This window comes from Caballeronia concitans, assembly GCF_001544615.1.
GTDB classification, from domain to species: Bacteria; Pseudomonadota; Gammaproteobacteria; order Burkholderiales; family Burkholderiaceae; genus Caballeronia; species Caballeronia concitans.
On the sequence record NZ_FCNV02000002.1, the window covers coordinates 602728 to 622022 of the forward strand.

Genomic DNA, 19295 nt, shown 5'->3' on the forward strand with positions numbered 1-19295 from the left:
TTCCATGAACGCGCTGAGCGTAGGAGCGCGGTTTGCTTGACGGAGTCGACCGCAAGCAGATTGCCAGCAAGACGAATGAGGTCGAAAGCATGGATATCGCCAGACAAGTGGTTTCATTTCTCAGCTCACGCGGCCTGATGCTCGCGACCGCCGAGTCCTGTACGGCGGGCTACATCGCGTCGCTGGTTTCGTCGGTGCCGGGAAGCGGGAGTTGTCTCGATGTCGGCTTCGTCACGTACTCGCCGACGGGCAAGGCCGGCTTCCTCGGCGTGCGCGAAGAGACGATGAAGGAGTACGGCCTCACGAGCGAAGAAGTCGCGCGTGAGATGTCGGAAGGCGCGTTGCGCCAGGAAGGATGCATCGCGGATGTCGCGGTATCGAACACCGGTGTCGCCGATGCACCGCCCGACGGCGGTCCGCCGCCCGGCACGCAATGCTTCGCGTGGTCATACAAACTGCGCGGCGGCCAGATCGTGACCTTCAGCGAAACGAAACGCTTCGATGGCGATCGCAACGAAGTCAGAAGCGCCGCCGCGCATTACGCGCTGTCGCGCATCGAGCATTACTTCGATCGTCTGCCACGGCGTTGACTGCGGTACCCACGGAAAAGGAGGCGAGCATGCTGGACAAGACGGACGACGAGCGGCAGTGGCAGCGACAGGTCATCGAGGAACTGGGCGTGCGCGAACGTTTCGATGCGAACGCCGAAGTCGAACGGCGCGTCGCTTTCCTCGCGGACTATCTGAAGTCGAGCGGGCTGCAAACGTACGTACTGGGCATCAGCGGCGGCGTGGATTCATCGACGGCGGGGCGTCTCGCGCAGCGTGCCGTCGAGCGCTTGCGGGCAAGCGGCTACGAGGCGCATTTCGTCGCGGTGAGACTGCCGTACGGCACGCAAGGCGACGAAGAAGACGCGCAACTCGCGCTGCGATTCATTCGTCCGGACGAGACGTTCGCCGTCAACGTGAAGCGGCCATCGGATGAAATGCTCGCGGCGCTCAAGGAAGGCGGCGTGCAATACACCGACGATTTCCAGGAAGACTTCGTGCTCGGCAACATCAAGGCGCGCGAGCGGATGATCGCGCAATACGCGATGGCGGGTGCGCGGCGCGGCGTGGTCATCGGCACGGATCACGCGGCGGAATCGCTGATGGGCTTCTTCACGAAGTACGGCGACGGCGGCGCGGACATCCTTCCGTTGTCGGGCCTCACCAAGCGCCGCGTGCGCGCGCTCGCCCGTGCGATGGGCGCGGAAGAACGCCTCGTCATGAAGGTGCCGACAGCGGACCTCGAAACGCTCACGCCGCAACGTCCGGATGAAGACAGCTACGGCATCTCGTACGAGAACATCGACGACTTTCTGGAAGGCAAGGATGTCAGCGCGGAAGTGCTCACGACGATCCGCCGCTTCTACACCGCAACGCGCCACAAGCGGGCGCTTCCGGTCGAGTTGCCGCGCGACTGAAATGGCATTGCTGTTTGCGCCACTACCGCTGCATGACCGGTTTCGCATCGGTCGAACTCACTCATTTTGAATCGGAGGCAACATGGCATCGAAAACTTTGCAGGACCTCTTCCTTCACGCATTGTCGGACGTGTATAGCGCAGAGAAGCAATTGACGAAGGCGCTGCCCAAGCTCGCGCGTGCAAGCTCGAACGAGCAATTGAAGCAGGCGTTCCAGCAGCATCTGGAAGAGACGAATGGTCAGATCGAACGCATCGATCAGGTGGTGGAAGTCTGCGGCATCAAGTTGAAGCGCATCAAGTGCGTGGCGATGGAAGGGCTCGTGGAAGAAGGACAGGAACAGATCGAGGACTTCGAGCAAGGCCCGATTCGCGATGCCGCGCTGATCGCCGCCGCGCAGAAGGTCGAGCACTATGAGATCGCGACGTACGGCACGCTCGCCACGCTCGCGAAGCAACTCGGCCAGGAAGAAGCGATGAACCTGCTTCTCGAGACGCTTAAGGAAGAGAAGTCCACTGACGAAAAACTCACTGAACTCGCGAAGACCGAGATCGCGAGCGAGGCGCAGGCTGCGGGTTGATCGCGGGCCCTTGCGTTGCAGCACGACGCGCCGCATCGCCGGCGCGTTTTTGCTTCAAGGAAGGCGGACGAAGGCGGTTAGAAAGGGAACATCGCTTGCTCGGGCGTTAATCAACGACAACCAGAAGCCCGAGGCGACAGACATGGCCGAATCAGACAACGGGGCGCGCAAGAGCGCCGCCTATCCGTATTCCTCCGGCGGCTGGGGATCGCTCAAGGCCGTCGCCAGCGCGCTCGTTCAGGAGAAAGTGCCGCTCAAGGACGCGACGGTGCTGCTCAAACAGAACAAGCCGGATGGCTTCGCGTGCGTGAGCTGCTCGTGGGCAAAACCCGCGGACCCGCATATGTTCGAGTTCTGCGAAAGCGGCGCAAAGGCGACCGCGTGGGACCTGACCGCGAAGCGCATGACGCCGCAGTTCTTCGAGCTTCACACGGTGACGCAACTCGAGGCGTGGCACGATCACGATCTCGAAGAGGCAGGCCGTCTGACCGCGCCCTTGCGCTACGACGCCGCGAGCGACAAGTACGTTTGCGTGAGTTGGGAAGAGGCGTTCGAAGACATCGGCCGCGAATTGCGCGGGTTCGATCCGAAGAGCGTGGTGTTCTACGCTTCGGGCCGCGCATCGCTCGAAACGTCGTACATGTTCCAGCTTTTCGCGCGCATGTACGGCACGAACAATCTGCCCGACAGCTCGAACATGTGCCACGAAAGCACGAGCGTCGGACTCAAGGAAGCGATCGGCGTGGGTGTCGGCACCATCACGCTCGACGACTTCGAGAAGACCGACCTCATGTTCTTCTTCGGACAGAACGTCGGCACCAATAGTCCGCGCATGCTGCATCAGTTGCAGGACGCCAGAAAGCGGGGCGTGCCGATCATCACGTTCAATCCGCTGCGCGAACCGGGGCTCTTGCAGTTTTCGAATCCGCAATCGCCGGTGGAAATGATGACGCCCGCGCATACGGTCATCAGCACGCAATATCATCAGGTGAAGACCGGCGGCGATTCGGCGGCGTTGCTCGGCATGTGCAAGGCCGTGGTTCATGCCGACGACCGCGCGAAAGAAAGCGGCCAGCCGCGCATACTGGATCTCGAATTCATCGAGCAGCAGACGGTGGGCTTCGAAGCGTTCGCGGATTACGTGCGCGCTGCATCGTGGGACGAGATCGAGCGCCTGTCCGGTCTCTCGCGCGCGGACCTCGAAGCCGCCGCCGACGAATACATGCGCGCGAACGCCGCGATCGCGCATTACGGCATGGGCATCACGCAGCACCGGGAAGGCGTGCAGAACGTGCGCATGCTTTGCAATCTGCTCTTCTTGCGAGGCAACATAGGCAAGCCGGGCGCGGGGCCGTCGCCGGTGCGTGGGCATTCGAACGTGCAGGGGCAGCGCACCGTCGGCATCACCGAGAAGCCGGAGCTTGCGCCGCTCGACAAGCTCGCGAGCCAGTTCCACTTCGAACCGCCGCGCGAAAAGGGCATGAATACCGTAGAAGCATTTCAGGCGATGCTCGAAGGCAAGGTCAACGCCGTCATCAATCTCGGCGGCAATCTCGTGCGTTCGGTGCCGGATCGCGGGCGCATCGAACCGGCGTGGCGCGATCTCAAGCTCACTGTGAATGTCGCGACCAAGCTCAATCGCAGTCATCTCGTGCACGGCAAGAAGTCGTATATCCTGCCGTGCCTGAGCCGCATCGAAATCGATACCCAGGAAAGCGGCGCACAAGCGGTATCGATGGAAGACAGCACCGGCTGCATTCACGGCTCACGCGGCGTGGCCGAACCGGCATCGCCGGATGCGCGTTCGGAGCCGTATATCGTCGCGCAAATGGCGAAGTACACGCTCGGTGACCGCTCGACCGTGGACTGGGACCGCTGGCGCAACGACTATGCGCTCGTGCGCGATGAGATCGCGAAGACGTATCCCGAAACCTTTCACGACTTCAACGAACGGATGTGGACGCCTGGCGGCTTCCCGCGCGATCTGCCCGCGCGCGAGCGCAAGTGGAAGACGAAGAGCGGCAAGGCGGAGTTCTTCGTGCCGGAATCCATCGTCGAAGATCCGGACATGCCGGAGCGCGATCCGCAGGCGCTGAGACTCATGACGCTTCGCAGCGACAGCCAGTTCAACACGACCATCTACGGTCTCGACGACCGTTTTCGCGGCATCAGCGGCGGCCGCATGGTGCTTCTGATGTCGGAAGCCGACATGCAAAGCCACGGCGTGAAGAAGGACGACCGCGTGACCGTGCAGACCATTGCGGATGATGGCTTCGAGCGGCGCGTCGCGGGCTTGCGCATTCAGCCGTATGACATTCCCGTGGGCTGCATCGCCGGTTATTACCCGGAGTGCAATCCGCTGCTGCCGCTATGGCATCACGCGAAGGACAGCAAGGTGCCGGCGGCGAAGTCGATTCCCGTGCATATCGTGGAAGTGAACGGGACGCCGCGCGCGTAATGACGACGCGCGGCGTCGGGTGAGAGGCGTCAGGCGTAGCCCCTGACGCGCTTCATGCGGCGCGATGCCGAAGGCCGCAGACAGGATGCGACAGCAAGCGCACCGAGCGACACCAGCGCCAGCGACGCGAGCGGGAACGTGCCCATCGTATTCGCCGCAATGGCAGCGGGCCGATGCTGCCCGACGAGCTGCATCCGTCGCACGGTCATGCGAGCCCCAAGTTCCGATAGCCGCGACGCCAGCGCGCGTTCTGCCGTCGGCAGCAGCACCGTCTCTTCATCCGCCACATGATGAATGACTTCGCGCATGAGCTGCATGAAGCGCGCGTCGTAGGCGGCATCGTCCGGACCCATCGCGCGCAGCTTCGCAATGTCCTCGCGCATCTTGTCGTGCTCGGGCTTGCTCTTCGCGAGCGTGTCGTCGCCGGGCATGGCTTCCGCAAGCGCCGAATAGAAGATTTCTTCTTCGAGCTGCGCATGAATTTCAAGCGCCGTACAGGCCAGTTCGACGATGGCGCGCTTTCTCCACCACGGGCTGTCCGCGTGATAGCGATGAAACGCAGCCATGACGTGCGTGTGATCCATGCGGATCATCGTCGTGATGGAAGGCGAGCAGGATTGCATATCCACGTTGACTCCTTCTTGACTGTGGGGACGTGTCTGTTGTTATGAACGCTCAGGCGCTTTTTGCCGCTTTGAATTGCGAATGCGTGTAGGGCAGCAGTGCGTCGGGCGCGCGCATGTCGCGCGGCGTGTCGAATGTGCGAAGCGCTTCGCCGCGCATCGCGTCGGGCGCACGCGGAAAGCCGCTCCGGTTGCGATACATCGACACGTAACGTTGCGTACGCACGTGCGATTCCGCTTCGTCGGCCTTGGCGAGCGACAGCGCGGTATGCACGTCGAGCGCCGTGACGCCCGCCACGTTGACGATCGCGCCGAGCGCATGCGTGCGGCTCTCCTCTTTGTCCATGTCCGACGCGGAGACGAGCGTGGCGAAATCGAGCGCATCGCCAGCGACGCGCGCCCACAGATAAGGCGCGGGATCGCGCGACATCAAAATGCCGATGCCGCAGGCAATCTCGCGCAGCCCATAGAGCCGCACTAGCGCGGAGTTGGTTCGCACGCCGGCCGCGCGTGCGACCGCGTTCGGCGCGAGCAGCTCGGCGGCGCCCAGCGCGAGGCTGTACCAGCCGAGTCCGCGCGCGATCGTCGCGGGCTTGCTGCGCGCTTTGCTCTGATTCGCGGGCGACTTGGGAAAGGGGAAAGGGACTTCACTCATGAATTCACCTCTTTTGTGGGAACGACGTGGAACGACGGGGGACGTGCTGTGTAAAAGCAAAGCACATTCCGCCTCGCGTCATGGAATGCCCCATGCTGCCACCACAGACTCACGTAACTACGACTCACGACAAGGAGGCAACGCACGATGGCAAACGAGAAGCGACGACTCGGCGGCTGGCTTCCGCGCAAGGAAGACGCGGTCGCGCGGTTCCGCAAGGACTTCGCCGCTTACGCGAAGCAGCGCGCGGGGACGGCGAAGAGAAGCAGCGTCATCGAGGAGTTCGCCGCGTTCATACGCGAGGACCCGGTGGTGCGCATGAACTTCGCGCGCGCGATCGACGAGGCGCGCGCCGAAGGCTTCGAACTCGGTTATGCGAATATCGACGAATGCATGATCCTGCTCGATGCGATGCTCACTTATGCGCCGCCCTTCAGCGAGTCGAGCCTGATCCATTGCCCGATCAACGCGATACTCGACTGGCCGATGGTCATGCCATCCGGCTATGCGCTCTTTCGCGACCCCGCATTCAACAGGCACATGAAGCGCGTGCTGAACACGTGGTCCGGTTTCCTGAGCGGCCCGCATTCGCGCGAGCATCTGAACACGGACGCGCCGAACGGCTGGTTCAGCGCGGAGGCGGACAGCAAGATCGGCCTCTCGCAGTTTCTATGCGATCCGGAGAAACCTCACTGGGGATTCTCTTCGTGGAACCACTTCTTCACGCGCGAGTTCAAGCCGGACGCGCGGCCCGTGGCGCAATCTGACAACGACAAGATCATCGTCAGCGCGTGCGAGGCGTCGGCGTACAACATCGAGCATGACGTCAAGCTCGAAGATTCGTTCTGGATCAAATCGCAGCCGTATTCGCTGAAGGAAATCTTCACGGCGAAAGAGACGGCGCTGGCGGAGCGCTTCGTCGGCGGCAGCATTTATCAGGCGTTCCTGAGCGCGTTCTACTATCACCGCTGGCATGCGCCGGTGAGCGGAACGGTCGTGAAAGCCTATCTCGTCGATGGCACGTATTACTCCGATGCCGAATCGGAAGGCGAAGATCCCGGCGGTCTCAACGACTCGCAAGGCTATATCAGCGCGGTGGCGGCGCGCGCGGTCATCGTGATCGATTGCGACGATGCCGCCATTGGCGAAGTCGCTTGCGTGTTCATCGGCATGGCGGAGGTGTCGTCATGCATGATCGAAGCGCTGCCGGGGCAACGCGTGCGCAAGGGCGATGAACTCGGGTACTTCCAGTACGGCGGATCGTCCATGTGCCTGATTTTCAGGCCCGGCGTGATCGAAAGTTTCGTTGTGGAGCCGCCGTTCGGCGACGAGGAACCGCCGATCAAGGTGAACGCTCATCTCGCCACGGCGCGCTAGGACGTCGTTGCGCCGCGCGTTCGATGCCAACGCGCGGCGCTGCGATCAGCGGTGCGCAAGAGCGTGATCGCGCGCCGGCATGAACGCACGGACGAGCTGATAGATACCCGCCAGTCCCACCAGGATATAAACGATACGCGCCCCCGGCGATCCCGCGCCGAAGATGGCCGCCACCAGATCGAAGTTGAGAAGACCCACGAGTCCCCAGTTCAACGCACCGATGATGACGAGCGCGCCGGTAATCCAGTCGACCGGATTGCGACGCATCGCGACGGTCCCATTCGAAGAAACAGTTGGCATGACTAAACTCCGCATAGACAGTTATTGGACATCGAAACGGCCGCCTGCATGTCGCGTATGTCGCGTATGTCGCTGTGACAGCGGGCGGCCTCACCCTCGCCGATACCGCCCAGCCGCGGGCGATATCGGCGTTGGGACCTGCGTTACTGCGCCTGACCGGAGCCGAGATCGGCGCCGGTGGTCGGATCGCTCGCCGGGTCCGACGCGGTGCGCGTCGCGAGGGCTTGTAGCGCTTCCACTTGGGTCTGCGTGACCTGCACGCTCGCGGTGCCGTCGCCGCCATCGACTGCCGGCTGCGGGTCCGCGACGAATTCCCAGTCGCCGCCTTCGTTCCACGGGCCGCGCATGTCGTCGCCCTTCGACATGTTGAAGTACACGCTCGTGAACTCCGGCTTGCCCGGCAGCTTGCCTTGCGGGAAGTTCGGCTGGATGGAATGCAGCGCCTTTTCAAACGACTTCTGATGCGCGATTTCACGCGTCATCAGGAAGCCCAGCGCATCCTTGATGCCGGCGTCATCGGTCACATTGATAAGCCGCTCATACACGATCTTCGCGCGCGATTCCGCTGCGATGTTCGAGCGCAAGTCGGCCGTCGGGTCGCCGATGGTATCGATGTACGCCGCCGTCCATGGCACGCCGGCGGAATTCGTGAGCGGTGCGCCCGCGCCATACAGAATGGACGTGGTGTGCGAATCGTTGCCGTTCTGCGTGATCGTGCGATACAGCTCCGCTTCCTCTTCCACGGCTTCGGCAAGCGTGCCCTTCGCGCCCTTGTTCAGCATGGCGACGATGCTGCCGATGATTTCCAGATGGCTCAGCTCTTCCGTGGCGATATCGAAGAGCAGGTCCTTGCGGCCTGCATCGTCTTCGGTGACGGCCTGCGTGAAGTAACGCATGGCAGCGGCCAGTTCGCCTTGGGGACCGCCGAACTGCTCCAGCATCAGGTTGGCGAGTCCGGGGTTCGGCGCAGCCACGCGGACCGTATATTGCAGACGTTTGTTATGTACGAACATATCAACGGCTCCTTTTTCTAGGGACGAACGTTTCCTTGCGACGCCTATGCGCGCAATGATCGGGTTTGCTCTCTTGTGTCTCGCAGCGACCGCGCGCGAAGCGCAATGCGTTGCGCACGATCGTCGTGCTGCGAGCCTCAGCGCGTATGAAACGTGCTGGCGTGATGCGGCAGAGAAACGCCGCGTGTGGAATGGGTCTGCCCTTCATTTGCCTCGGAGCGCCTGAACGGGCAGACGCTTCGCTTACAGCAACGCACGTGCCACCGTCCATTCCGTCGACATGGCGCACCTGGTCGAGTAAATGTCGAGCGAAATTGCATGAGCGTGCATCGATGCTTTGCGCTTACCCATCGCAATCAGTGTGCCGCGAAGAAAAGCATCGTTATCCGTACTAATGCGCTGGACGTGCGATGGCCGCGCGGAATGTCGATTGCTTCGCGCCATTCGCATACACGGAGACGCGCGAATGAATTCGACATCCAATGACCTGCTATTGCGGGCGATCTGCTCCGGCAGCACGGCGGGACTGACATCGGCGATGGCCGCGGCGGCGGGCGCATCGGCAGCGGGCCGTCGTCCTTATGCGGCGCTCAACGCGGTCACGCATTGCCTGTGGCCTGAGCGCGCGCCGCGCGAAGAAGACTTGAGCGCGAAGTACACCGGCATCGGCGCGGGCATTCATCTAGGCAGCGCGATCTTCTGGGGCGTGCTGTTCGAAGCGCTGTGCGGCAAGCGTCCGCGCGCGGGAAAGATTGCCGCCGCCGCGGCGACGACGGCCGCGGTCGCGTATGTGGTGGACTATCACGTCGTGCCCGATCGCCTCACGCCGGGATTCGAGGCGCATCTGTCGAAGCAGTCGCTCGCGCTGACGTATCTCGCGCTGGGCGCGGGTTTCGCGGTGGCCGCGCTGGCGCGAGCGCAATCGCACCGCTTGCGTTGACTATCCGCCTATGCCGATAGCGGCGCGAGCGGCGATCCATGCGTCGAGACGCGCGATATCGTCCGCGCTCGCCTGAAGGCCGAGCTTGGTTCGCCGCCAGAGTATGTCGTCGGCGGTTCGGGCCCACTCGTGCTCGATCAGATAGCTCGCCTCCGCTTCGTGAAGCCCGGGTGCGAGCGGCACGCCGAGCGCATCCATCGAGCCGATGCCATCCAGCATGATGTCCGCGCGCATGCCATACGCGCGCGCATAACGGTGCGCCAGTTCGGGCGGCAAATACGGATGTCGCTCACCGAACGCCTTTAGAAAGCGCGCGAAGTCCGCATCGGGCATCTCGCCGCCCGGAAGCGGCGCGGCGTGCGTCCATGCGGGCGCGGTGATCGCTAGCGGTCCCGCGAGCTGTTCCACCGCTTCTTCCGCGAGCCGCCGATACGTCGTGATCTTGCCGCCGAATACGGTCAACAGCGGCGCGCGCGCGGTATCGAGTTGAAGCTGATAGTCCCGCGTGGCCGATGCCGCATCGTCCGCGCCGTCCGCGAGCAAGGGCCGCACGCCCGCATAGGACCACACCACGTCGCCGGGCGCGACAGGCTTGCGGAAGTATCGATTCACCGCCGCGCAAAGATAGTCGATCTCCTCGCGCGTGATGCGCACGTCGGAAAGCGGCCCTTCGTAATCCACATCCGTCGTGCCGATCAGCGTGTAGTCGCGCTGCCACGGAATCGCGAAGATGATGCGGCGGTCGTCGTTCTGAAGAATGTACGCGTGGTCATGATCGAACAGCTTGCGCGTGACGATATGACTGCCCTTCACGAGCCGCAGCGCGCGGGCGCTTGCATCCGCATCGCCGGCGGCGAGCGCGTTGACCCACGGCCCGGCCGCATTGACGAGCGCCCGTGCGCTCACTTCATGCGGATGCCCCGCCGCATCGCAAAGCGTCACACGCCATTCGTGCTCGCCTCGCGATGCCGCAACGAAGCGCGTGCGCGTTGCGATTCGCGCGCCGCGTTCATGCGCGCCGAGCGCGTTGAGCACGACGAGGCGCGCGTCGTCGACGGCGGCATCGGAATAAATGAAGCCGCGCGTGATCGAATCGACAAGCGGCGCGCCCGCGAAATGCATGCGCAGGTTCACGCTGCGCGAGCCTTCGAGCACGGCGCGGCGGCTCAGGTGATCGTAGAGAAAGAGGCCCGCGCGAATCATCCACGCGGGCCGCAGCTCCGGCACGTGCGGCATGACGAAGCGCAGCGGGGCGATCAGATGCGGCGCCACCGACAACAGCACCTCGCGCTCCTGCAACGCCTTCCTGACAAGCCCGAACTCGCGATACTCCAGATAGCGCAGGCCGCCGTGAATGAGTTTCGTGCTCGCGGACGACGTGTGCTGCGCGAGATCGTCCTGTTCGACGAGCATCACGCGCGCGCCGCGTCCGGCGAGATCGCGCGCAATGCCTGTTCCGTTGATGCCGCCGCCCACCACGAGAACGTCGTAATCGACGTGTGCCGCCCGCTCGGTCATGCTTTCTCCCGTATTGCGCATGGTTTTAGCTTTCCAGGTGCGTTTGCACGCTTTCGCAACGCGTCTGCAATTTCGTGCAACCTAGACTATAAAGCGATCCGGCGAACATGATGTAATGGCGTTTCCCCTGTTTCTCCAGAGTGCCGCGTATGCCGAGCCCCGTGTTCAAGGACGAAGCGAGCCAGTTCGCCGCCGCCGTGCAGGTCGCGAAGATGTACTACTACCAGGACATGACGACCGAAGCGATCGCGCAGGACATGAAGCTCTCGCGCTCGAAGGTGTCGCGGCTGCTCGGCATCGCGCATGCGAACGGTCTCGTGGAGATACGCATCAACGACCCGAGCGAACGTTCGAAAAGCGTGGAAATGGAACTGACGCAGCGCTTCCGGCTGCTCGCGGCGCGCGTGGTGCCGGTGCCCGAAGCGGCCGGCGAAGCGGAGTGGCTGCGGCGCGTGGCGATGTTCACCGCGAGCTATCTGAACACCGTCGTCGATTCGAACATGGTCGTGGGCATTGCGTGGGGCACGACGATGGCGGCGGTATCGGACCATCTGATTCCGAAATCCACCGCGAACGTGGACATCGTGCAACTGAACGGCGCGGGCAACGCGCAAGGCGTGACGAGCACCTTCAGCAGCAATCTCATCATGCGCTTCGCGATGAACTTCGACGCGCGGCCGCATCCGTTTCATGTGCCCGCGTTCTTCGACTACGCGGAGACCAAGCGCGCGCTGTGGCGCGAACGCAGCGTTCGGCAGATTCTGGATCTGCAAAGCCGCGCCGACATCATGCTGTGCAGCGTCGGCGTGATGTCGCCGCATATGACGAGCCATGTCTATAGCGGCGGCTTTCTGGAAAAGAGCGAGCTTGAATCGCTGCGCCGCGATGAAGTCGTCGGCGATATCGCCACCGTGTTCTTTCGCGCGGACGGCACGTATCGCGACATCGCGCTCAATCGCCGCGCGAGCGGCCCGGACCTCGGTCTCTTGCGGCGCGCGAAGCACACGCTGTGCGTGGTGTCGGGGCGGCGCAAGGTGGAAGGCGTGCGCGGCGCGCTGCGTGGCGGCTTCATCAAGGAACTCATCATCGATGAACCCACCGCGCGTGCGCTGCTTGCGGCGGAACGCGAACCGGTGTCATCGATCGGGCGCAGAATCGGCAAACCGGCCTGAGGCCTTCAAGGAAACATCATGCTCATTGCACAGATCAGCGATCTTCACATCAAACGCCCCGGCAAGCTCGCCTATGGCCGCGTGGATACGGCGGCGTATCTCACGCGATGCATCGCGCAGTTGAATGCGCTCGATCCGCGACCGGATGCCGTGCTCATCACGGGCGATCTCGTCGATTTCGGCGATGCCGAGGAATACGCGTATCTGCAAAGCCTGCTCGCGCCGCTCGAACTTCCGTATTACCTATGCGTCGGCAATCACGATGGCCGCGACGCGCTGCGCGAGGTGTTCGCCGATCACACGTATCTGCGGGAGCATCCGCGCTTCGTGCAATATGCGTTGGATCTGGGCGCGCTGCGCGTGGTGGTCGCGGATACGCAGGACCCGCCGCACGGTGGAGGCCGCCTGTGCGCCGAACGTCTCGACTGGATCGCGCGCACGCTTGCTGATGGCGATGCGCGTCCCACGCTGCTCGCGATGCATCATCCGCCGTTCGCATGCGGCATCGAGCATATGGATGCGCAACGTCTCGCGCCCGATGACGCCGCGAAGCTGGCGGGCATCGTTGTGAAGCATCCGGAGATCGAGCGCGTGCTGTGCGGCCATGTGCATCGCGCAATTCAGACGCGCTTCGCGGGCACGATTGCGAGCGTGTGTCCCGCGCCCGCGCATCAGGTCGCGCTCGACTTGCGGGCGAACGGTCCATCGCGCTTCGTGATGGAGCCGCCCGCGTTCCTGCTGCATCGCCACGTGGAAGGCGAAGGCGTCGTGACGCATACGGCGTACATCGGCGATCACGGCGGCACGTATCCGTTTTACGACGACGACCACGCGCTCATCGACTAGACCGGCCGATGTTGAACCGCCGCGCCACGCGCGGCGTTCGCATCGCGTCCGCTTTCGAGCGCGTTCAACTCTTCGAGGCTCATGTTGCGCGTCTCGGGCGCGAGCCACACGGAGATGAGCAGGCCCGCGAGCGCGATGCCGAAGAAGAACCACAGCGCCGCGCTCGCGCCCCACCACGCGACGAAGTTCGGGAACACGAGCACGCCCATGATCGAACCGATGCGGCTCACGGACGTCGCCAGCCCCGATGCGCCCGCGCGCACGTTCGTCGGGAACAGTTCGGTCGGATAGACGAAGTTGAGGATGCCGCCGCCCGAATTGGCGAACAGCACGGCGCAACTGAACAGCACGATGAGGAACGCGAACGTGGGTTTAGCGTTCAGCGCGAGCACGAGCAGCGCCGCCGAAAGTCCCGCGAACGACGTGATGAGCAAGGGGCGGCGTCCCCATCGATCGACCAGATTCATGCCGATGATCGCACCGATCATGCCGAGAATCGCGATGAGTCCCGAACCTACGATGGTCAGCACGCGCGAGCCGTGCGAGAACGGCGAGATGATGGTGGGTGCGTACATCGAAATGCCGTAGTAGGCCGTCGCGTAGCAGAACCAGAAGCCGAGCACGAAGAGCGTGCGGCGAAGCATCGGCTTCGAGAAGAGTTCGGCGAGACTGCCTTTCGCTTGCACGTCGCGTCCCATCGAGATGCGTTCGCCCGTCACCGCGAGCATGACCGCTTCGGCTTCGTCGTGTCGTCCCTTCGATTGCAGCCAGCGCGGCGATTCGGGCAGCGTCATGCGAAACACGAACACGACGAGCGCGAACACCGCGCCGACGCCCAGCATGTAGCGCCATGCGTTCTCGCCCAGCGGCAGGCACGCGAGTCCGACGACATACGCGGCCACCGCGCCCACGAACCACATCGCCGCGAGAAAGGTGCCGTGCTGCCCGCGCTTGTGGCGCGAACTGAATTCGGCGACGAGCGTGGCCGAGATCGGATAGTCCGCGCCGATGCCCACGCCCAGCAGAAAGCGAAAGGCGATGAGCTGCCACGCGTTCTGCGACACGGCGGTCAGGAGCGCGAACAGCACGAACGCGAGCAGGTCGATGGCGTACATGGCCTTGCGGCCGAAGCGGTCGGTGAGCCGCCCGAGCCACACGGCGCCGACGAACGAACCGATGATCGCCGACGACACCACGAGGCTTTGCGTCCCCGCGCCGAGCTGCCATTGCTTGATGACCGAAGGCAGCGCGACCGCGACGATGGTCAGGTCGAAGCCGTCGAGAAAGGTGCCGCCGGCCGAGAGCAAGGTGACCTTGCGCTGGAATCGCCGGACCTGTTGCGAATCGAGTTGATCGAAGCTCATTCGAATTCTCCCGCGCATGGGCGCATCGTTTTTTATAGTGGCTTTTGCACATCGTTGCAAAGGAGATGCGCGGATGTGCAATGCTTCGCGCCTTCCCTTCCTCCGCGATCGCGACGCGGCATGGCGTTGGCTAAGGCAGTCGGGAAGGGAAGGTTCGCGGCAGCGCGAGTGTGCCGCCGCACGATGTCATTTCGATGATAGGCGCCGCATCAGTGAGTCGCGCCAACCGTTTCCATAAGACGATGAGAGAAAGGGCCACCATTATTTGCACCCGCGACGAGAAGATCCTGCTCGTCACGCGCAGGCGTTCGCGCTGGGCATTGCCCGGCGGAACCATCCGCAGAAAGGAGACGCCCGAGGAAGCGGCGCGCCGCGAACTCGAGGAAGAGACAGGTCTCGTCGTAAGCGAATTGAAGTACCTGTTCCTGTTCGGCGGCATCAACAAACATCATCACGTGTTCAGCGTGAACCTCGCGCGTGACGCGAAGCCGGAGCCGCGCAACGAGATCGCGCGATGCGAGTGGTTCAAGGCCGCGCACATTGCGACGCTGGCAACGAGCGTGCCGACGCGGGAGATCGTCGCGCTGGCGCGCACGCCGGCGGGTCGCGCGGAAGACGTCGCAATCGACTGGGCCGCGATCGACGCGCTCGTCTGACGCGCGGAGAACCGGCGAAGAGGAACGATGGATGCTGAAGCATGGCTCATCCCTCATTCCCCTTACATCGGAACCGCCATGCGCATCAAATTGAAGCCTCTGCGTGAACAGACCATCGTGCTGACCGGCGCGACGAGCGGCATCGGACTCGCCACCGCGCGCCTTGCCGCGAAAGCGGGCGCGCGGCTCATGCTCGTGTCGCGTGACGAAGGCGCGCTTTCATCGCTCGCGGAAGAACTGACGAAAGAGGGCGGCCCGGATGTCGGCTACACGGTGGCGGATGTCGGCGACGAAAGCCAGCTACAGGCCGTAGCCGACGCCACCATCCAGCGCTTCGGCGGCTTCGATACGTGGATCAACAACGCGGGCGTCTCGGTGTACGGACGCATCGTCGATGTATCGCTGGAAGACCAGCGCAAGCTCTTCGATACCAACTATTGGGGCGTCGTGAACGGATCGCGCATTGCCGCGAAGCATCTGCGCGAACGCGGCGGCGCGCTCATCAATCTGGGCAGCGAATTGTCGGATGTGGCCGTGCCGCTGCAAGGTCCGTATGTCGCGTCGAAGCATGCGGTGAAGGGCTTCACCGATTCGCTGCGTCTCGAACTGAAGGACGAAGGCGCGCCCGTTTCGGTGACGCTGATCAAGCCTGCGGGCATCGACACGATGTTCGTCGAGCATGCGAAGAACTATCTCGATCAGGAGCCGAAGCTGCCGCAGCCGGTGTATGCGCCCGATGTCGTCGCGAAGGCGATCCTTCATGCAGCCACGCATTCCGAACGCGATATCTACGTGGGCGGTGCATCGCGTGCGATGTCCGGCTTCGGGCAACGTGCGCCGCGTCTTTACGATGCGATCGCCAGCAAGATCGGCATCAGGATTCAACTGAAGAAGGAGCCGCGACAAAGCGGCGATGCGCTCTACGAAGGCTCCGGCACGCTGCGGGAGCGTTCGGGCCGCAACGGTCCGGTGCGCGAGACGAGTCTCTATACCGGCGCGCGCCTCCAGCCCGCGGGCGCACGCGCCGCGTTGACGGGCGTGGCGGCCGTGATGCTCGTGATGGCCGCGCGGCATTACGTGCGGCTCGTGCGCGACGCGGCCTGAAACCTTCGCCATATCGATCAGGAATCCATCATGCACAGAATGAACCGCTGTCTTGCCGCCGTCACGCTCGCCTTGCTGACGCAAACGGGCTTCGCCCAGAACATGCCTGACGATGCAACCGCCTACGCGCATCGAGGCAATGCGAAGCTGCAACTCGTCGCGCGTTTCGAGCATCAGGTCACGGGCGTGACGGTATCGCCCGATGGCCGCACCTTCGTCAACTTCCCGCGCTGGACCGAGGACGCGCCAATCTCCGTCGCCGAACTCGGTGCGAACGGCGACGTGCGCCCGTATCCCGATGCCGACTGGAACGCGTGGCGCAACGCGCGCCGCGATGAACTGTCGCCGGCGGATCACTTCGTGTGCGTGCAATCCGTCGTCGCGGACAAGCAGGGCAATCTCTGGGTGCTCGATCCGGGCGCGCCCGCGCAGTCGCTCGTCGTGCCCGGCGCGCCGAAGCTCGTGCAGATCGATCTCGCGACGAACCGTGTCGCGCATGTGATGGCGTTCGACGAAAGCGTCGCGCCGCAAGGCAGCTATCTGAACGATCTGCGCCTGAGTCCGGACGGCCGCTTCATCTATATGACCGATTCCGGCGCGCGCGGCGCGCTCGTCGTGATCGACAGAACCACGGGCGTCGCGCGGCGCGTGCTGGACGGCGATCCGAGCACGCAGGCGGACAAGACCGTCACCGTGAAAGTCGATGGGAAGCCGCTGCGTCAGACCGACGGGCGCGGCGTGAATTTCTCGGCGGACGGCATCGCGCTGACGCCCGACGGACGCTATCTGTACTGGCAGGCGGTGAAGGGCAAGACGCTGTATCGCATTCCGACCGATGCGCTGCAGAACGCGCAACTGAGCGCGCAGCAAGTATCGGCGCGGGTGGAGACGGTTGGCATAGACGGTCCCGCCGATGGGCTTCTCTTCGACGAGCGCGGCAGGCTGTATGTGTCGTCGGTGGAGCATCACGCGGTGCGCGTGCGCGACGGCGACCGCTACTTCACGCTGCTGCGCGATCCGCAACTGCGCTGGCCCGACACGTTCACGCAAGGGCCGGACGGCACCGTGTATGTGACCGATTCGCGCATTCCGGACATGAGCTGGTTCAAGCCCGACGATCCCATCGCGCTGCCGACATCGCTCTACGCCATCCGCCGCCGATAACGATTCGCGCAGCTACAGGCCGAACGGAAACGTCTCGGGCGTTTCCGGCGACTCTGCTGAATCTCGCGACGCGGGCATCGCCTTGACGGCGCGCGTCGTGTCGAGCCACACGAAGGCGTCGAACTGGGCGGACAGTTCGGCCTGCGCGTAGTGGCTGTACAGCTCCGTGTCCGGCCGATAGATCACGCCGATGAAGCGCTCGAGCCGCTCTTCGGCGAGCGCGTGGCGCAATGCATCGTCGACGCCGGGACGCAGATCGACCATGCACCGGTTCACGCCCGCGAGATGGAACTGCTGCTCGTAGCTGTCCGCGCGCGATGGCCGCACGTTCATCACCTGCATCGGCGCGTCCCAGTCGCTGGCCGCCGCGACCGTGCCCGTGTGCGTGCCGAAGCCGATCAGCGCGGCGTCGTCGCCGAAGCGTTCGCGGCAGAGCTGGCCGACGTTCAGCTCGTCGCGCACGCGGCCCATTTCCGTCGCGGAGGCATCGCCGAGATGCGAGTTGTGCGCCCACACGACGGCGCGCGCATCCGGTCCCCAGGCATCGAGCAGGCTCGTGAGCGTGTCGAACATATGCGTGTCGCGCAGATTCCAGCTTTCCGCCGAGCCGCCATACATCGCGCGATAGTACTGCTCCGCCGAGGCCACGAGCCGCGCGTTGTGCGTCGCGTCGAAGAGGCCGGGATCGGCGGCGGGCGAGGCGAGGCGCTTGTCGAGCAGATCGCGCAACTGAGCGATCACGGCCTTCTCGCACTTGCCGAAGCCTGCCTGCCACGCGGCGCGACCGTACACCGCCGGGTTCTTTTGCCACGGCGTGAGACAGCCGTATCGCTCGCGGGCGATGCGCGCGGCGTCCGGGTCCTGCTCGTCCAGATACGCGAGCACGGCGGCGATGGATTCCGACAGGCTGTAGAGATCGAGGCCGTAAAACGCGGCGCGGCGTTCGTCGGGCAGCGCGGCGTTGTGTGCGCGCATCCACGCGACGAACGCGCCGAATTCGGCATTGCGCCACATCCATTGCGGAAAACGCTGAAACGGCCGCGCATCGGGGCGGGCGCGGGGCCGGTGCCGTACGTGTTCGTCGATGATCGCGGCGTCCGGCCAGTCCGCTTCCACCGCGACGAAGCGGAACCCGTGTTCCTCGATGAGCCGCCGCGTGATGGCCGCGCGCGCCTCGTAGAACTCGGCGGTGCCGTGGCTCGCTTCGCCGAGGAGCACGACGCGCTTCTTCGCGAAGCGGTCGAATGCGTGCGCGAAATCCGGCGCGCCGGGCGCGGGCAGACGCACGGCGGACGCGCGAATCCGGTCGGGCAGGGAACGGGACGCTGCGTTCGCCTCGGCATGCGGCATCGATGGCGCGGTGGGCCGGATATCCGGTTCCTCTGCCCAGCCCGCCGCGCCGATCAACGGCACGAACATCACCGGCCCCAAGTCTTCCTGCTCGAAATCGTGTTCCCCGATGCGCACGAACTTGACGAGGCGCTGGGCTTCGCGCGCATCGCCGACGGGCATCACGAGCCGCCCGCCTATCTTCAGTTGCTCGCGCCACGCCGAAGGCACATATGGACCGCCTGCGGCGGCGAGGATCGCATCGAACGGCGCGTGCTGCGGCAGGCCCTCGGTGCCGTCCGCATGATGGACGGCGACGTTCTCGATGCCCTGCCCATCGAGCGTGGCGCGGGCGGCATCGGCCAACTCTCGGTGACGCTCCACCGATTCCACGCGCGCGCCGATGCACGCCATCACCGCCGCTGCATAGCCCGAGCCGGTGCCGATATCCAGCACGCGGTCGCCCGGCTGCACGTCGGCGGCTTCGAGCATGAGCGCGACGATGTACGGCTGCGAGATGGTCTGATTCGCGGCGATCGGCAGCGGGTTGTCGTCGTAGGCGAATTCGGCGAGCGCGGAATCCACGAACGCATGGCGCGGCACCTTCGCCATGCAGTCGAGCACGCGGGCGTTCGTGATGCCCCGGCCTTTCAACTGGCGCTCGATCATTCTGCTGCGCGCATTCTCGAACCGGTCCATCGCCGCTCCTTTTGAAACTTCTGCCGTTCTCG

At 64.1% G+C, this 19295-nt stretch carries 18 protein-coding genes; 11 read left to right on the plus strand and 7 right to left on the minus strand.

Features of this window, described 5'->3' with window-relative positions:
• The first annotated feature begins 89 nt into the window (after positions 1-89).
• The 4 genes from AWB72_RS08870 to AWB72_RS08885 all read left to right on the plus strand — a co-directional run bounded on the left by AWB72_RS08870 (position 90) and on the right by AWB72_RS08885 (position 4503).
• On the plus strand, positions 90-590 hold the full coding sequence (locus tag AWB72_RS08870; protein ID WP_040050869.1) for a CinA family protein: 501 nt from the start codon (positions 90-92) through the stop codon (positions 588-590).
• Positions 591-619: 29 nt separating this feature from the next.
• Positions 620-1465, plus strand: a complete 846-nt coding sequence (gene nadE / locus AWB72_RS08875) for an NAD(+) synthase (protein WP_040050870.1) — start codon at positions 620-622, stop codon at positions 1463-1465.
• 82 nt (positions 1466-1547) lie between these two features.
• Positions 1548-2045, plus strand: a complete 498-nt coding sequence (locus AWB72_RS08880; RefSeq protein WP_040050735.1) for a YciE/YciF ferroxidase family protein — start codon at positions 1548-1550, stop codon at positions 2043-2045.
• 142 nt (positions 2046-2187) lie between these two features.
• On the plus strand, positions 2188-4503 hold the full coding sequence (locus tag AWB72_RS08885; protein WP_040050736.1) for an FdhF/YdeP family oxidoreductase: 2316 nt from the start codon (positions 2188-2190) through the stop codon (positions 4501-4503).
• A gap of 29 nt (positions 4504-4532) precedes the next feature.
• Here AWB72_RS08885 and AWB72_RS08890 read toward each other — a convergent pair whose 3' ends face one another.
• Positions 4533-5126, minus strand: coding sequence for a hemerythrin domain-containing protein (locus AWB72_RS08890; protein WP_040050737.1), 594 nt, complete (start codon positions 5124-5126; stop codon positions 4533-4535).
• A gap of 52 nt (positions 5127-5178) precedes the next feature.
• On the minus strand, positions 5179-5781 hold the full coding sequence (locus AWB72_RS08895) for a hypothetical protein (RefSeq protein WP_040050738.1): 603 nt from the start codon (positions 5779-5781) through the stop codon (positions 5179-5181).
• A gap of 147 nt (positions 5782-5928) precedes the next feature.
• Here AWB72_RS08895 and AWB72_RS08900 point away from each other — a divergent pair, with 147 nt between their 5' ends.
• Positions 5929-7158, plus strand: coding sequence for a phosphatidylserine decarboxylase family protein (locus AWB72_RS08900; RefSeq protein ID WP_040050739.1), 1230 nt, complete (start codon positions 5929-5931; stop codon positions 7156-7158).
• 45 nt (positions 7159-7203) lie between these two features.
• Here AWB72_RS08900 and AWB72_RS08905 read toward each other — a convergent pair whose 3' ends face one another.
• Both AWB72_RS08905 and AWB72_RS08910 read right to left on the minus strand, forming a co-directional pair.
• Positions 7204-7458, minus strand: a complete 255-nt coding sequence (locus tag AWB72_RS08905; protein ID WP_208863125.1) for a DUF378 domain-containing protein — start codon at positions 7456-7458, stop codon at positions 7204-7206.
• 143 nt (positions 7459-7601) lie between these two features.
• Entirely contained in the window at positions 7602-8471 is an 870-nt protein-coding gene (locus tag AWB72_RS08910) for a manganese catalase family protein (RefSeq protein ID WP_040050741.1), read from the minus strand.
• A 466-nt stretch (positions 8472-8937) separates the two neighbouring features.
• Between AWB72_RS08910 and AWB72_RS08920 the strand changes: the two genes are divergently transcribed.
• Entirely contained in the window at positions 8938-9411 is a 474-nt protein-coding gene (locus tag AWB72_RS08920) for a hypothetical protein (RefSeq protein WP_087128009.1), read from the plus strand.
• Here the strand turns inward: AWB72_RS08920 and glpD are convergent, their stop codons facing one another.
• Complete coding sequence (gene glpD / locus AWB72_RS08925; protein WP_374728878.1) at positions 9412-10950, minus strand: glycerol-3-phosphate dehydrogenase; 1539 nt, start codon at positions 10948-10950, stop codon at positions 9412-9414. It abuts the gene before it with no gap.
• Positions 10951-11078: 128 nt separating this feature from the next.
• Between glpD and AWB72_RS08930 the strand changes: the two genes are divergently transcribed.
• Positions 11079-12101, plus strand: coding sequence for a sugar-binding transcriptional regulator (locus AWB72_RS08930; RefSeq protein WP_052449903.1), 1023 nt, complete (start codon positions 11079-11081; stop codon positions 12099-12101).
• An 18-nt stretch (positions 12102-12119) separates the two neighbouring features.
• Entirely contained in the window at positions 12120-12947 is an 828-nt protein-coding gene (locus AWB72_RS08935) for a phosphodiesterase (RefSeq protein WP_087128011.1), read from the plus strand.
• On the opposite strand, the gene AWB72_RS08940 is transcribed toward AWB72_RS08935, so the two are convergent.
• A complete protein-coding gene (locus AWB72_RS08940; protein WP_052449904.1) occupies positions 12944-14311 on the minus strand; it encodes an MFS transporter in 1368 nt (455 codons plus the stop codon). The two genes, AWB72_RS08935 and AWB72_RS08940, sit on opposite strands and share 4 nt — an antisense overlap.
• 242 nt (positions 14312-14553) lie before the next feature.
• Here AWB72_RS08940 and AWB72_RS08945 point away from each other — a divergent pair, with 242 nt between their 5' ends.
• The 3 genes from AWB72_RS08945 (at position 14554) to AWB72_RS08955 (ending at position 17235) form a co-directional block, all read left to right on the plus strand.
• Positions 14554-14967 (plus strand): NUDIX domain-containing protein, encoded by a 414-nt coding sequence (locus AWB72_RS08945; protein WP_084592919.1) that lies wholly within the window; start codon positions 14554-14556, stop codon positions 14965-14967.
• Positions 14968-15045: 78 nt separating this feature from the next.
• The gene (locus tag AWB72_RS08950) at positions 15046-16071 is read left to right on the plus strand and encodes an SDR family oxidoreductase (protein WP_040050745.1); all 1026 of its coding nucleotides are present in this window, start codon (positions 15046-15048) and stop codon (positions 16069-16071) included.
• Positions 16072-16173: 102 nt separating this feature from the next.
• Entirely contained in the window at positions 16174-17235 is a 1062-nt protein-coding gene (locus tag AWB72_RS08955) for an SMP-30/gluconolactonase/LRE family protein (RefSeq protein ID WP_087128039.1), read from the plus strand.
• 12 nt (positions 17236-17247) lie between these two features.
• Here the strand turns inward: AWB72_RS08955 and AWB72_RS08960 are convergent, their stop codons facing one another.
• Positions 17248-19263 (minus strand): protein-L-isoaspartate(D-aspartate) O-methyltransferase, encoded by a 2016-nt coding sequence (locus AWB72_RS08960; RefSeq protein WP_040050747.1) that lies wholly within the window; start codon positions 19261-19263, stop codon positions 17248-17250.
• Positions 19264-19295 lie beyond the last annotated feature (32 nt).

Excerpts from the sequence above, each read along its gene's own strand:
- AWB72_RS08930 (WP_052449903.1), top strand. The coding sequence starts at position 11,079 with ATGCCGAGCCCCGTGTTCAAGGACGAAGCGAGCCAGTTCGCCGCCGCC.
- AWB72_RS08940 (WP_052449904.1), bottom strand. The coding sequence starts at position 14,311 with ATGAGCTTCGATCAACTCGATTCGCAACAGGTCCGGCGATTCCAGCGC.
- AWB72_RS08870 (WP_040050869.1), top strand. The coding sequence starts at position 90 with ATGGATATCGCCAGACAAGTGGTTTCATTTCTCAGCTCACGCGGCCTG.
- AWB72_RS08945 (WP_084592919.1), top strand. The coding sequence starts at position 14,554 with ATGAGAGAAAGGGCCACCATTATTTGCACCCGCGACGAGAAGATCCTG.
- AWB72_RS08910 (WP_040050741.1), bottom strand. The coding sequence starts at position 8,471 with ATGTTCGTACATAACAAACGTCTGCAATATACGGTCCGCGTGGCTGCG.
- AWB72_RS08885 (WP_040050736.1), top strand. The coding sequence starts at position 2,188 with ATGGCCGAATCAGACAACGGGGCGCGCAAGAGCGCCGCCTATCCGTAT.
- AWB72_RS08900 (WP_040050739.1), top strand. The coding sequence starts at position 5,929 with ATGGCAAACGAGAAGCGACGACTCGGCGGCTGGCTTCCGCGCAAGGAA.
- AWB72_RS08895 (WP_040050738.1), bottom strand. The coding sequence starts at position 5,781 with ATGAGTGAAGTCCCTTTCCCCTTTCCCAAGTCGCCCGCGAATCAGAGC.
- AWB72_RS08955 (WP_087128039.1), top strand. The coding sequence starts at position 16,174 with ATGCCTGACGATGCAACCGCCTACGCGCATCGAGGCAATGCGAAGCTG.
- AWB72_RS08890 (WP_040050737.1), bottom strand. The coding sequence starts at position 5,126 with ATGCAATCCTGCTCGCCTTCCATCACGACGATGATCCGCATGGATCAC.
- AWB72_RS08935 (WP_087128011.1), top strand. The coding sequence starts at position 12,120 with ATGCTCATTGCACAGATCAGCGATCTTCACATCAAACGCCCCGGCAAG.
- AWB72_RS08960 (WP_040050747.1), bottom strand. The coding sequence starts at position 19,263 with ATGGACCGGTTCGAGAATGCGCGCAGCAGAATGATCGAGCGCCAGTTG.
- glpD (WP_374728878.1), bottom strand. The coding sequence starts at position 10,950 with ATGCGCAATACGGGAGAAAGCATGACCGAGCGGGCGGCACACGTCGAT.
- AWB72_RS08920 (WP_087128009.1), top strand. The coding sequence starts at position 8,938 with ATGAATTCGACATCCAATGACCTGCTATTGCGGGCGATCTGCTCCGGC.
- AWB72_RS08950 (WP_040050745.1), top strand. The coding sequence starts at position 15,046 with ATGCGCATCAAATTGAAGCCTCTGCGTGAACAGACCATCGTGCTGACC.
- AWB72_RS08905 (WP_208863125.1), bottom strand. The coding sequence starts at position 7,458 with ATGCCAACTGTTTCTTCGAATGGGACCGTCGCGATGCGTCGCAATCCG.
- nadE (WP_040050870.1), top strand. The coding sequence starts at position 620 with ATGCTGGACAAGACGGACGACGAGCGGCAGTGGCAGCGACAGGTCATC.
- AWB72_RS08880 (WP_040050735.1), top strand. The coding sequence starts at position 1,548 with ATGGCATCGAAAACTTTGCAGGACCTCTTCCTTCACGCATTGTCGGAC.